Consider the following 13,707-nt stretch of genomic DNA (forward strand, 5'->3'; position numbering starts at 1 on the left):
GGCGAGTGAGCCGGTAGTTTTGTCGACCAAAACAATGAGTGGAGAACCAACCAAACACCAGAAACAGCAAACCATAAACTGCCTTCTATGAACAAACGAATTGCAATTATCAACGGGCACCCCGACCCCGAAAGCTTCAATGCGGGGTTGGCGGATGCGTATGCAGTTGGGGCCACGCGAGCCGGTGCGTCGGTTCGGGCAATTAACATAGGCGAACTGGCGTTTGACCCAAACTTGCGATACGGCTACCGGAAACGCATGGAGCTGGAGCCCGACTTGGTGGCTGCCCTCGATACTATCCGGTGGGCCGAGCACCTTGTTTGGGTGCACCCTGTGTGGTGGAGCGGGCTGCCTGCGCAAATGAAAGGGTTCATCGATCGGCTGTTTCTGCCGGGTCTTACGTTTCAGTACCGCACCAATTCGGTTTGGTGGGATAAATTATTGACAGGCCGCTCGGCACGAATTATCACGACCCTCGACCAACCATTTTGGTACTACAAGCTGGCGTTTGGCAACCCCAGTGTGAAACAGTTAAAACGGGGTGTTTTACAATTTTGTGGCGTAAACCCCGTCCGGGTTAGTTACTTTGGGCCTGTACGTAATGCCACCGAAGGGCAGCTTATCAGCTGGCTGAGCCAGGTAGAGCAGCTCGGGTATCAATACCGTTAGTTTAAGATATGCCTTCTAATTCCCTCACGACCTACTTTCAACAGGCCCATTTTCCGGAATCGGACGCCGAGCGCATAGCCGCGTCGTTTAAGCTGCGCCAGTATAGGAAAGGCGATTTGGTTCTGCGCGAAGGAGACACCTGTCGGCAACTTGGACTGGTGGATTCGGGCTTATTTATGTTTTACATGCTCGTGCGAGGGGAGGAACGAACTACCTACGTAGTGGGCGAAAGTGGCTTTCTGGCATCGCTCTGGAGCTTTATAGGCGAACGGCCCGCAACCGAATCAATCCGTTGCGTGCGAGATGGGCGTGTGTGGCATATCGACAAAACTGATTTGGACCGGCTCCGCAAAGAGGTGCCAGGGTTTGCCCAATTTTACACGGCTATGCTCGAACGTGAAATCTGTTGTATCGAAGAAAGCCGTTACGACCTGATTGCCCTCACCGCAGAAGAACGCTACGAAAAACTACTTACCCAAACACCGCAACTGCTGCAACAGATACCTCTCTATTATCTGGCGGCTTTGCTGGGCATAACTCCCCGGCATCTGAGCCGGATTCGGGCCGGGCAACGAAAACGGAATTGAAAGCGTAGTTTCACTTGTCCTCTCCTAACGGTCAAATAATGGATGGCAATCGGATTTGTACTGTGGTGCCGGCGTTCACTTTTGACGTGACGTTGAGCGTGCCCTGGTGCAGCACAATAATGTTGCGGGCCAGGGGCAACCCGATGCCGTAACCTTCAAACAATTTGGTGTTTGAGGCCCGAAAAAATGGGTCGTAGATAAACCGAATCTCCTCGTCGGGAATACCCACGCCCTGATCAATTATGGCAATGACCACCTGCCCGGTACCAGCCGCAATATGTACCGAAACAGGTTTGTTGTACGAGTATTTGCAGGCATTACTCAACAGGTTTACAAGTGCCAGTTGCAGCAGCTGCCGGTTGCCGTTTACCTTGAGTCGGCGTGGGTCGTCGGGTAAAAAACCCAGATCCACCCGGATGTTGTTCTGCGGATTGAGCTTGTCGATAATCGTTTTGGCTTCCCAGATCAGCTCATCCATCCGCACGATTTCGAACACCAGCTTTTCATTTTTAAAGCCCAGCTGCGCCAGTGACAGCAGCGACCGGGTGATGTCGTTGAGCCGCTCGGCCTGCGTCAGTATCGTTTGCAGCGTTTGCTGGTATTCGGCGGGGGTACGCTCGCGTTTGAGGGTTACGTCGGCTTCGCCGATGATGGCCGTCAGGGGCGTGGCCAGCTCGTGCGAGGCATTGCTGATAAAGTTTTTCTGAACTTCCAGCGCCGTTTCGATTCGGTTGAGCAAATCGTTAAACGTTGAGCTTAACTCGCCTACTTCGTTTCGGTACTCGTTTTCTTCCAGCCGCAAATGGATGTTTTCGGTACTGATTTGCCGCACCTTGTTGGTGATTTGGCGGATAGGCTCAAACACATGGCGCGAAAAGTAAACCGACAAATAGATCACAATTACCGACGACAGCAGGATGCCAATGCCCAGAATGTTGCGTAGAAAGTTGAGGTGGTTATTGATGTAGTAATTGTTGGCCGACACCACTACCACATACCGCTGACGGCCCACCTGCTCACGAATCCCGGCATAAAACGTAGCACCCTCTCTGGCCGTCGACCGACCTTTGGCGAGTATCTGCGTAATGAGGCTTTCGGGAATCATCAGCGAGTCGGCGAGCCGGTTGGCCGATACGTCCTTGCTGACCGGAATAAGGTATTCCCGTTCGCTGTCGAGCCGTTCGAGGTGTTTCTCGCGAATGGTTCGGTAACTTTCGGGGTTGAGCGAATCCAGTTTCAGGTTGTACCGGGCCGAGATGGTCGCGCGGGTTTCGAGTCGTTTGTAAAAATCGACGTAGGCGAAGTTATTCTGAAACAGGTAAACCCCGGTGCCAAACAGGGTCAGCAGGGTGAGGCTGTACACCACCAGAATCAGGGCAATGCGGGTACGGGTGTTCATGGCTCTTTCAGGACATACCCCATGCCCACCACAGTGTGAATAAGTTTCTCCGGGGCGGCCGCGTCGATTTTGCGCCGTAGATAATTGATGTACACATCGACTACGTTGGTACCGGTATTGAAATTCAGATCCCAGGCACTTTCGAGCAGGTCGATGCGCGACAGCACCTTGCCTTTGTTTTTGATCAAAGCCAGCAACAACCGGTATTCGGTGGCCGTCAGCTGAACCGGTTGCTCATTGCGGGTCACGGTCTTGGCTGTATCGTCGACGCGTAAATCGGCGAGCACGTACTGATTTGTGTAGCTGGTGGTTTCGGGCTCGGCTTTCTGGTTAGCCCTCCGCAGCAGGGCATTGATTCGGGCATTTAGCTCGATAAACTTGAAGGGCTTCACCAGATAGTCGTCGGCCCCGGCGTTCAGGCCCATGACCACGTTTTCGGCGGTGCCGAGTGCGGTCAGGAACAGGATGGGGGTCAGCATGTGATTACTCCGTAGCTTCTGGCAAACCTCCAGCCCGTTCATGTCGGGCAGCATAATGTCCAGAATGATGAGGTCGTACGAAGAGTCCAACGCCATTTTGAGGCCGGTAGATCCATTGAAAGCTACCGACACGGTGTAGTTTTCTTCGATAAGACCCCGGCGAATAAACTCAACGACGCTCACTTCGTCTTCGACCAGCAGGATATGTTTCATTCGGTTGAACTGGCTAGTTGGGAACTGGATAGAAAACTGTTTTTCGTTTATCGTTTTTGGTTTTTGAGCGTGTGCTGCGTCGTTATTAATCGCGTATCAAGAAGAAACTAAAAACTGAAAACGATAAACCAGAAACCTTTTTACGGCAAGTTTGGACCTAAATGTAATCGAAAGAAGGCGCTTTTGGTCGGTTCTAATCGGATTCTAACAAACCTCTTAGACTTCTCTAATGGTGTTAGTAGACTTTTGGTGATAAACTTAAACAGAACCATGATCGAGCGACGTAAAATTCTGATCCCAACCGATTTTCGGGTCTCTTCGTTACATACCCTCCGGCTGGCCCTCGAAGAGATCGACGCACCAAAGGTTGATGTTGTGCTGCTCTATGGCACCACGCTCGACACCTCCATCACCGAAATGCTTTTCTATTCGCCCAGGCGGATTATTGCCGATTTGCTGACCGACGATTTCCGGGAGGGAATAAGCATTCTGGTCAACCGGTTCGAATCAAAAATTGGCGATTGGCAGATTGAGCTGTTTCATGGCTACCGGCAACGGGCGTTTGATACCCTGTTGAACACGCTGGAGGTTAATACCTGCTACATGGGCCGTTCGTACCCATATCACCTTACAGGCGACGCCTTCGACCTGACGCCTTTCCTCCAAAAATCGGTAGTACCCTGCCGGGAAGTCGACTGGGCGCATGAGGTTGACATCCCCTTTGCCGAAGATGGGCTCGAAAGCCTTTTTTTACAATCTGTACTGCATGGTCAACCCGTATCTGAGTCGGCAACCCGGCCTAAGGAAACCGACTTTGACCCTGAGCCAATGACCGCCTGCAGCAGTCGATTCTAAATTTTTTGGCAAAAAAACGACCCGTAAAACCCTGATGCTCATGAACTGGCTGATATAAAAGACCTGTGGGTCTGATATTTGTCATGATTTGATGTGTGGCAGGCCTTACCTTTGGGTATCCAAAAATCGGATAATGTCCCCAATGAAAAAGGCCATTCTTTACCTGCTGCTGTTCCTACTGCTGTTTCAAAACAGCGGGCGGTTGCTCGTGCTGGCCTGGTTCAAGCTCTATCAGCCACAAATCGTTCGTACGCTCTGCGAAAACCGCAATCGGCCCGAACTGAATTGTAATGGTCAGTGTGTACTGGCCAAAAAGCTGGCAGAAGCGGATCGTCAGCAACAGGCCGCTAATTGGGACCGGCTCACCGAGGTGTCCATCTTTATGGCCCCTCTGCATGTGCAGTACGCCTTCGACCCGGCGGCCACTGCCCTCTCCACCCCTGAGTTGCCCCCCTACCGGGCAGACATCCGGCCTGTCTCCGGCCCGGCCATTTTTCATCCCCCCTGCGCGTAGTTGTTTCGGCGTATATACCCTACCGGTATTGGCTCAACGCCTTTACACGGGAGGGCTATGACCTTTTTTCAAACTGCCCGAAGCTGCAAAGCACTGGCGTGAATCGTCGTGCCCATTCGGCTACGGGACCAACCGGCTTGCCGGTTCGGTTAACCGAAACAACATGTTCCGATATTTAGTATTTCTGTTTGCCCTGGGGATACCTCTTTCCCTACGGGCTCAGGCCCCTATTGCCACCGAAGGGGTCGTGTTTGACGCCCAAACCAAAGAACCATTGCCGGGGATTACAGTACTGGCCAATGACACCCAAATTGGCACTACAACCGACGCCAACGGGGCTTTCCGGCTGACCTGCCCAGCAGCCTGTACCGCCCTCACCATTCGATCGGTGGGGTATACCGACCAGGTAATTAAGCCTGGCGCGGGCAAGGTAACGGTGAGTTTGCAACAGCGGGTGCAAGATTTGCAGGGCATAGTGGTAACCGGAAGCCGCGAGGCCGCGCTTCGCACCCAAACGCCCATTGCGATTGCCCGGCTGTCGGCCCGGACGGTGGAAGAAACCAAGCCGACTGCGCTGTACGAGGTGATTAACAAGGCCCCCGGAGCGCTTATGGTTAATCTGGGTAATGAACAGCACTCGATGGCTATTCGGCAACCTATGACCACCAACGCGTATTTTCTGTACCTCGAAGACGGCGTTCCCATACGCCCGATGGGTGTGTTTAACCACAATGCCCTGCTCGAACTGAATCAGTTTACGGTCAGCTCGCTCGAAATCGTGAAAGGACCCGTCTCGTCAGTGTATGGCCCGGAGGCTGTGGGTGGGGCCGTGAATGTGCTCACGCAGCGCCCAACGGCTGTACCTACTGCGCGGGCCGGTGTTCAGTTCGATCAGTTTGGCTACCGCCGGGTGCAGGTGGGTGCGGGGGCAAGGCAAGGCAAGTTCGGGCTGTACGTGGGCGGGCTGGTTAGTCGGCAACGGAATGGCTGGATGGCGGCTTCTGACTACGATAAAACGTCGTATTACGGGCGGGCCGAATACCAGTTTACGGCCAAAACCCGCCTGACGGGTACGTTTTCGTACAACGATTACTTCTCCCAAACGAGCGGCAGCGTGGATAGTGTCGCTTTTTTTGCCCGGCAATATGTGAGCACAACCGGCTTTACCTACCGCAAAACGGTTTCGGTACGGAGCCGACTCACTCTCGAACACGACTGGAAGGGCGGGGGCCAAAGTTTCGTGACGGTCTTTTACCGAAACAACCGCAACGGGCAGAATCCGGCCTATGCCATTCGGTGGACACCGGGGCAAACTACCGCGCGGGGCGAAGTCAATTCCAATGACTTTAAAAGCCTGGGGTTCATCGCCCAGCATGCCCAACCGCTTGGCTGGCTGAGCGGCAAACTGCTCACGGGCGCTACCGTCGATGAGTCGCCGAACCGGTACTGGGCCTACCAGATTGATCTGAACGCGCAACTCCGTCCCGACAAGCGGTCGGTGGAACGGTACACAATTGCCCGCGAACGGCCCGACATCCCCCTGGCCGATTACGAAGCCCGGATACATAATCTGGCGGCCTACACCCAACTGGAGCTGGAGCCCCTGCCCAACCTGCGGCTGTCGGCCGGGTTGCGTCTCGACCGGATGGCGTTCGATTACACTAATGGGCTCGACCGCACGACGGGCCGCAAAACGTTTAGTCAGCTGACGCCCAAGTTGGGAGCTACCTACGATCTGGGGCGCGGGAAGGGACTGTATGCCAACTACTCGCAGGGGTTCGCTCCACCGGCTCTGACTTCGATTTTTCGGAAACGAACGGCACCCGCACCCAACGGCGACCAGTTTTATTACAATCTCCATTCGGCCCGGTTTGAGAATCTGGAACTGGGCGGTTGGGCCGCGTTCTGGTCCGGCAAGGTGTATGTCGACTACGCCCTTTACCAGATGCGCGGCCGGGATGAACTGCTGAACGTCAGAATGCCCGACAACTCCACCGATTACCAGTCGGCGGGTAAAACTCTGCACCGGGGTGCCGAGCTAAGCGTTACCGTAAAACCGTCGCGGCAGTGGTTGTTTCGGTTTGGCGGCACCTCGGCGGTACACCGGTTTGAGCAGTTCGTGTTGAGCGAGCGCGTTGGCGATGCCGTTCGGAATGTCGATGGGAAAGAAATGCCCTCGGCCCCCCGTTCTGTCTGGAATACCGAACTAAGTTTTTATCCGCCATTTCTAGCCAATTTCCGGGCTTCGGTGGAGTGGCAACACGTGTCGGGCTGGTATCAGAATCAGATCAATACGGTTCGGTATCCAGGCTACGACCTCTTCAATGGTCGGGTAGGGTACACGTTTCGGGGCGTTGAGGTATTTTCCAACGTGCTCAACCTGACCAACGCGCTCTATGCTACCAATGCAAGCCGGGGCAACAACCCCACCGACCGAACTACGTTTACACCGGCCGCACCCCGCACGTTTGTGATGGGGGTTCAGTACAATTTCACCGCTAAGACAAAATGAAAATACTCGTTTTCCTGCTGGGCATCTTGACAATCGGGTCTATTGCCCAAACTCTGACGCCCGTGTCGGAACCGGTTGCGCAGGCTACCTTGCCCCGGTTCACCACCGACCACCAGAACCGCCCGGTTGTGGCCTGGGTGTCGACCGAAAAAAACGGCCCTGTGCTCTGTTATCGGGTATCCGCCGATGGCGGGCGTTCGTTTGGGCCTGTGGTGCAGGTGCCCACGCCTACCGGCACGGCTGTGCATAGCGAAGGTCGACCCAAAGTGGCGTTTCGGGCCGATGGTACCGTACTGGCTACCTTTGAAGTGCGCAAGCCCACCGAGACCCAGCCCCGCGCCGGTGATATTCTTTACCGTACCTCGACCGATGGCGGGCAAACCTGGTCGGCCTTGAAGCCACTCCACAAATCGGTCCGGGTGGGTGGCTCGCATTCGTTTCACGACCTGACCCGCCTGCCGAACGGTCAGATTGGCGCGGTTTGGCTCGACGAGAAACTCCCCGGTCGCGAAGGGCGTTCGGTGCTGTTTAGCCAAACCGGCGCCAACGGTGAATTTGGGGCCGAAGTGTTGCTCGATTCCAATGCCTGTCAGTGCTGCCGAACGAGCCTCGTGGTGGGGCCGGGAGGTTCTATCTATGCCGCCTACCGCGATCTGCTGCCCGATGGTACCCGCGACATCGGCTACGTTCGGTCGGGCGACGGTGGCAGGTCGTTTTCGTCGCCGACCCTGTTCTATCCCGACCGCTGGAACATTCGGGCTTGTCCGCACAGTGGGGCGCAGTTAGTAGCTCATCCGTCGGGCATTTGGGTGACGTGGTTCAGCGGGGCTGAGGTAGGGGGCGGTATCCGGCTCAAATCGCTCGATGCCGCGGGACTGGCGTTCAACCCCGCGCAACTGGCTATGCGTTACCCGCAGGCTACCTGTACGGCTTCGGGCCTGTTGGCGGTGTGCTGGGAAGAGTGGATGGGGGAGGGCGAAGACGCCTACCGAAAAGTGGGCCTGAAAGTGGGCGATGGCCCGGTGCAGTACCTCACCCCGCCGGGCCAAATTGCCACCCAGCCTACGTTACTGACAACCGATTCGGGGCTTTTGCTGAGCTATACCGTGTTGAAGGGGTCAGCGTCTGAACTTCGGGTGGTGCGGGTGTCCGACCGGGTCAAATAAAACAGCTTTCGTTGTCCCCATATTGAGCGGGCTTATCCGATTGGGTTCGGGTAGGCCTGCCCGTTTTTTTACCTTTGACCTTGTGGACCGTTGCCGCAACGCGCCCAACACAACCCCCTTTCTGCATGAAACGAAACCTATTAACCGTCTCACTAACAGCGCTCACGGCCTTATTGCTGGCTCTGCCTGCCTACACGCCCCTGAAGGCTCCCTCGCCCCCGGCGAGCCAACCGAACATCATTTTTATCTTTTCCGACGACCATGCCTATCAGGCCATTAGTGCCTACGGGAGTAAGCTAACCCGCACGCCCAACATCGACCGGATTGCCCGCGAAGGCGCTATTCTGAACAACAACCTGGTCACCAACTCAATCTGTGGACCCAGCCGGGCCACGCTGCTTACGGGCAAGTACAGCCACCTGAACGGCTACAAGGTAAATGAGCGGAAGTTTGAGGTGAACCAGCCGGTATTCCCGGAGATGCTTCAGAAAAATGGTTACCAAACGGCCTGGATTGGCAAAATGCACCTCGGCAGTATGCCCCACGGGTTCGACTACCTCAATGTGTTGCCGGGTCAGGGCCAGTATTACAACCCCGATTTTATCAACGGCCGCAACGAAACCGTGCGCTACCCCGGCTACGTGACCAACGTAACTACGCAGCTCTCACTCGATTGGCTCAAAGGGCGCGACCCGGCCAAGCCGTTTTTTCTGGTTGTAGGCCACAAGGCAACGCACCGCGAGTGGCTCCCCGATTTGCCCGATCTGGGTGCTTACGACAAGGTGACGTTCCCGCTCCCTTCGACTTTTTACGACAACTACGACGGCCGTGCTGCCGCACGCGATCAGGACATGACCATTGACAAAACCATGCGCCTGAAAGAAGACCTCAAAGTACACGCCAACTATGACCAGAAAGGTGGCTACACTACCTACAGCCGGCTTTCGCCGGAGCAGCGCAAAGCGTTTGCGGATTATTACGAAGGGAAGGTAAGCCGTGAGTTTGACGAGAAGCAACTGACGGGTAAGGCGTTGGTGGAGTGGAAGTACCAACGGTATCTGCGCGATTATCTGGCTACGGCCAACTCGCTCGACCGCAACATTGGCGAGCTGCTCAACTACCTCGACCAAACGGGTTTGGCCCAGAATACGGTGGTGATTTACGCATCAGATCAGGGCTTTTATCTGGGCGAACACGGCTGGTTCGACAAGCGGTTTATTTACGAAGAATCGCTCAAGACCCCGTTTGTGATACGGTATCCGGGCGTCATCAAACCCGGCACAAAACTGAATCAGCTGGTATCCAATATCGATTGGGCGCCTACGGTTCTCAATCTGGCCGGGGCCGCCATTCCGTCCGACATACAGGGGCAATCGTTTTTGCCCTTGTTAAAAGGGGAGAAGACCCCCTGGCGCAAAGAGGCCTATTACCACTATTACGAGTACCCGGAACCGCACCATGTATCGCCCCATTTCGGGTTGCGTACTGAGCGGTATAAACTTGTTCGCTTTTACGGTCCCACCAATTTCTGGGAGCTGTACGATCTCAAAACCGACCCCCGCGAAGTGCGCAATCTGTACGGACAAAAAGGCTACGAAGCCATCACAGCCGACCTGAAAGCCAGGCTCCGCGCCCAGATTGAGCAGTACAAAGACGACGATGCTGTCAAGCTGCTGTAGCGTAGAGCCGGAGCCATTACGCGTAAAGCCCCTCCTGTTTTCAGGAGGGGGTTGGCCGGGTGGCCGGTGCCTGTGGTGTTTAGCTAACTCTACTCTTTCTTACCTTCGAAGATCATGCCCTGCGCATCGAGGGAGATACCTTTCACCTTCTTGTTTTCGTCGCGGACAAACTGCAGTTTGGCCCGTCCGGCGGCATCGTACGCGTCGGGGGTGTCTTTGATGGGTGTCAGTTCGCCGGTTTCTTCGCCGGTGCTAACGGTTAATTTGCCTTCTTTTACGGCGATGGTCAGGTACTCAAACGGCAGTCCTTCAAACTTGAATTTACCGGCGTATTGATTCAGATCAACCGAGTCGGCCATAGCTACGGTACGGGTTTGCAAGGAAGCGGACGTAGTAGCGGCCACCGTGTATGCATACGTAAGACTTAGAATCGCAATGGCACAGGCAAGGGTCAACAGGGGCTTTTTCATAAAAGTCAGTTTGAATTATTGGTAAGCGAATAAGACGCAGCAATGACTGGGCAGCGTTTGGGCCGTCGTGCAATTGCCTGAACCAAAAATAGCACACACAGAGCGCTTTCCTTCTTATTTCATGAATTTTAACGGAGAATTACAAGATTTAGCTCTTAACAGACCTCTCTTTATTTCGACGAGAGCTCCAGCAGCACCAACCCAGCTATAATCAGCAAGGCGGCCAGGAGCCGCAAGGGAGTAGCGGGCTCCTGTAGCCAGATAATTCCGACCAGAAAAGCCCCGACGGCCCCAATACCCGTCCAGATGGTGTAGGCCGTACCCAGCGGCAACGACCGCATAGCCAATGCCAGCAATCCGAAGCTGGCCATCATAGCAACAAGCGTTACAAGGGAGGGAATGAGTCGAGTGAAACCCGCTGACTGCTTCATGGAATAGGCCCAAACCACTTCGAGTAGGCCCGCTAAAACCAGATACATCCAGGACATGACGGTGCGTGGTAAAAAGTCGGGCCGTCCCGGTCTGATACCCATTATGGGGGAGGTCGTCCTCCTGCGTCAGTTTGTGTGACGTGACGGTAAAATTACTACAGGATAGATACAGACCCAATTGAAAGCACTCAATCAAATTTATTTAGAATAATTACAAATAATTTTTGAATCCCGTGATTTCTCCCTTGCTTTGCAATCAGAAACCAAAGCAGGTAGATTAAAAATGCAATCATTGGTAAAGTTTTATATACTATTGGCGCTGGCAATACCAGTAGTCGCTCAGGCTCAACAACAGGGACTTATTCAGGGTATCGTGACCACGTCAGACAGCAACCCGGCAGCGGGCGTTACAGTTGTGCTGAAAGGAAAGGGGCAGGGAGCTGTTTCAAATGAGAAGGGTGCGTACGTTCTTAATCGGGTTAAGGCGGGGACATACACGCTTCAAGTCTCGGCAGTCGGCCTGAAAACGGCTGAGAAAGAAGTGACGGTAGGGCCAGGCGAAACGGTAACGCTCAACTTTACGCTGATTGAGACAACCGCGCAGCTTCAGGAGGTAATTGTGAGTGGTAGCCTGACCAACCGGTTTGCTCGCCCCACCAGCGATTACGTATCCAAAATGCCCTTGTCGAATATCGAAAACCCGCAGGTGTACAACAGTATCGGTAAGGAGTTGTTGACGGAGCAACTGGTGTTTACCGTTGATGATGCCATGCGCAACGCACCGGGAGTTCAGAAAATGTGGGAAGCTACCGGCCGCGCGGGCGACGGCGGGGGGTACTACAACACCCGTGGATTTATTGTTCAGAGTCAGCTTCGGAATGGGCTTGCCGGTAATGTGACAAGTGACATCGACGCAGTAAACCTCGAAAAACTGGAGACTATTAAAGGCCCCTCGGCCACCTTATTTGGCAGTACCCTGACTTCGTACGGTGGGCTCATTAACCGGGTAACCAAGAAACCCTACCAAACCTTCGGGGGGGAGGTGTCGGTTTCGGCAGGTAATTTCGATTTTCAGCGGGTAAGCCTGGATGTAAATACCCCGCTTTCCGCAAAAAAAACGGTGCTGTTCCGGCTCAATACAGCATTCAATCATCAGGGTACTTTTCAGACTGTCGGCTTCAATCGGAACCTGGCGTTGGCACCCAGCCTTACATTCAAGCCATCGGACAAGCTCTCGATTACGGTGGACGCCGAGATTTTCCGCTCGACCAACGTGGGTAAGCAGCTTATCTTCTTTTATGTACCGGGTGCCTCGTTGGGGGCAACCCGTGCCGACGAGCTGAAGATTGATTACCGTAACTCGTACATGGGGCCCGGCCTGATTCAGAATTCGCGAAGCACCAACCTGTTTGGGCAGATAAACTACCGCATTTCGCCTTCGTTTACCTCATCGACCAACCTCAGCTCAAGCCACAGTTATTCCAACGGGATCGGGCCTTATTTCTACCTGCTTCCGGGGGCTACGTCGGGCAACATCAATCTGGTTCGGGCCGATCAGTCGACGCGCAACAGCACCAACGATGTGTTTGAGGTACAGCAACTGCTTAATGGCGATTTCCGGCTCGGCGATCTGCGCAACCGGGTAGTGTTTGGTCTTGATTATCTGCACATCAACTCCAATCAGCTTTTCTTCGGGAGTACGTTTGATACGGTGCCGGTTGCCACTGATTTTGACTACAGCAACTTCAACGGTACTAACCTGAGGGCGTTGTATGCGGGCAAAGCCCCCGATTTTACGTACCCGGTCACGGGGGTTCGCGACACGTACAGCGCCTTTGTGTCGGACGTGCTCAACCTGACCGATAAACTGAGTGTACTGGCCGCCCTCCGGGTCGATCATTTTAACAACAAAGGGGGCACACAGGGAGCAGCTGTGGAGGGATACCGGCAAACGGCGTTTTCACCCAAGTTTGGGGTTGTTTACCAGCCGATTAAAGACCGGGTTTCCGTGTTTGCCAACTACCAGAATAGCTTCAACAACCGGGGCGTGTACAATGCTTACGACCCTGCGGATGCCGATAGTCTGGTACAGCGATTTGCTAAACTGGAGCAGGCCAATCAGTTTGAAGCCGGTGTTAAACTCAACTCGTTCGGTGGCCGCCTGACTACCACCGTCAGCTACTACGATATTCAAGTGAAAAACCTGCTGCGTACCGACCCGAACCCCCTGGCCGCTGCCCGCTTTGCCCAGACCCAGGACGGTATGCAGACCAGCAAGGGATTTGAACTCGATGTGGTGGCTAATCCGGTCAATGGCCTGAATGTAGTGGCGGGGTTCAGCTATAACGACTCGCGCATTGTGCGGGCGTCAGAAGATGTCGACGGTCGGCGTCCGAGTACAGCTTCATCGCCGTATCTGGCCAATCTGTGGGTGAGTTATCGGTTGCCCAATTATCTGGTAAAGGGACTTGGATTTGGGGTCGGTGGCAATTACGCCAGCGACAACAAAATTCAGAACAGCGTGAGTCAGGGTGTGTTTGTTCTGCCCGCCTACACCGTCCTGAATGCTTCGGCTTTTTACGATGCCAGGAAATTCCGGGTGGCTGTCAAAACCGACAACTTCACCAATCAACGGTACTGGATTGGCTACACCACCATGAATCCGCAGAAGCTCCGCAGCTTTGTGGCCAGCGTGACTTACAAACTGTAACCACGGTAGGCCGGTAGCGGGGC

At 54.4% G+C, this 13,707-nt stretch carries 12 protein-coding genes; 8 read left to right on the forward strand and 4 right to left on the reverse strand.

Features of this window, described 5'->3' with window-relative positions:
• Window positions 1-87: 87 nt before the first annotated feature.
• On the forward strand, window positions 88-669 hold the full coding sequence (locus tag RUDLU_RS0125430) for an NAD(P)H-dependent oxidoreductase (RefSeq protein ID WP_019991273.1): 582 nt from the start codon (window positions 88-90) through the stop codon (window positions 667-669).
• Between the two features lie 8 nt (window positions 670-677).
• Complete coding sequence (locus tag RUDLU_RS0125435) at window positions 678-1,256, forward strand: Crp/Fnr family transcriptional regulator (RefSeq protein WP_019991274.1); 579 nt, start codon at window positions 678-680, stop codon at window positions 1,254-1,256.
• Window positions 1,257-1,287: 31 nt separating this feature from the next.
• On the opposite strand, the gene RUDLU_RS0125440 is transcribed toward RUDLU_RS0125435, so the two are convergent.
• Window positions 1,288-2,655, reverse strand: a complete 1,368-nt coding sequence (locus RUDLU_RS0125440) for a sensor histidine kinase (protein WP_019991275.1) — start codon at window positions 2,653-2,655, stop codon at window positions 1,288-1,290.
• On the reverse strand, window positions 2,652-3,347 hold the full coding sequence (locus tag RUDLU_RS0125445) for a response regulator transcription factor (RefSeq protein WP_019991276.1): 696 nt from the start codon (window positions 3,345-3,347) through the stop codon (window positions 2,652-2,654). Before RUDLU_RS0125445 ends, RUDLU_RS0125440 begins: the two co-directional genes overlap by 4 nt.
• A gap of 270 nt (window positions 3,348-3,617) precedes the next feature.
• Here RUDLU_RS0125445 and RUDLU_RS0125450 point away from each other — a divergent pair, with 270 nt between their 5' ends.
• From RUDLU_RS0125450 to RUDLU_RS0125470, 5 genes are all read left to right on the forward strand, one after another.
• Window positions 3,618-4,202, forward strand: coding sequence for a hypothetical protein (locus tag RUDLU_RS0125450; RefSeq protein WP_019991277.1), 585 nt, complete (start codon window positions 3,618-3,620; stop codon window positions 4,200-4,202).
• Between the two features lie 142 nt (window positions 4,203-4,344).
• Window positions 4,345-4,716: a hypothetical protein gene (locus RUDLU_RS28310; protein WP_019991278.1), complete on the forward strand. Its 372-nt coding sequence runs from the start codon at window positions 4,345-4,347 to the stop codon at window positions 4,714-4,716.
• A 163-nt stretch (window positions 4,717-4,879) separates the two neighbouring features.
• On the forward strand, window positions 4,880-7,228 hold the full coding sequence (locus RUDLU_RS0125460) for a TonB-dependent receptor (protein ID WP_019991279.1): 2,349 nt from the start codon (window positions 4,880-4,882) through the stop codon (window positions 7,226-7,228).
• The gene (locus tag RUDLU_RS28315) at window positions 7,225-8,394 is read left to right on the forward strand and encodes a sialidase family protein (RefSeq protein WP_019991280.1); all 1,170 of its coding nucleotides are present in this window, start codon (window positions 7,225-7,227) and stop codon (window positions 8,392-8,394) included. Before RUDLU_RS0125460 ends, RUDLU_RS28315 begins: the two co-directional genes overlap by 4 nt.
• A gap of 125 nt (window positions 8,395-8,519) precedes the next feature.
• Window positions 8,520-10,073 (forward strand): sulfatase family protein, encoded by a 1,554-nt coding sequence (locus RUDLU_RS0125470; protein WP_027303378.1) that lies wholly within the window; start codon window positions 8,520-8,522, stop codon window positions 10,071-10,073.
• An 89-nt stretch (window positions 10,074-10,162) separates the two neighbouring features.
• Here the strand turns inward: RUDLU_RS0125470 and RUDLU_RS0125475 are convergent, their stop codons facing one another.
• Window positions 10,163-10,543 carry a hypothetical protein gene (locus tag RUDLU_RS0125475; protein WP_019991282.1) on the reverse strand — a complete coding sequence of 127 codons (381 nt, stop codon included), beginning with the start codon at window positions 10,541-10,543 and terminating at the stop codon, window positions 10,163-10,165.
• A 170-nt stretch (window positions 10,544-10,713) separates the two neighbouring features.
• Window positions 10,714-11,031, reverse strand: coding sequence for a DMT family transporter (locus RUDLU_RS0125480; protein WP_027303379.1), 318 nt, complete (start codon window positions 11,029-11,031; stop codon window positions 10,714-10,716).
• A gap of 226 nt (window positions 11,032-11,257) precedes the next feature.
• On the opposite strand from RUDLU_RS0125480, the gene RUDLU_RS0125485 reads away from it, so the two are divergent.
• On the forward strand, window positions 11,258-13,684 hold the full coding sequence (locus RUDLU_RS0125485) for a TonB-dependent receptor (protein ID WP_019991284.1): 2,427 nt from the start codon (window positions 11,258-11,260) through the stop codon (window positions 13,682-13,684).
• The last annotated feature ends 23 nt before the right edge of the window (window positions 13,685-13,707 follow it).

Origin of the sequence: Rudanella lutea DSM 19387 (assembly GCF_000383955.1) — a bacterium.
Classification (GTDB): Bacteria; Bacteroidota; Bacteroidia; order Cytophagales; family Spirosomataceae; genus Rudanella; species Rudanella lutea.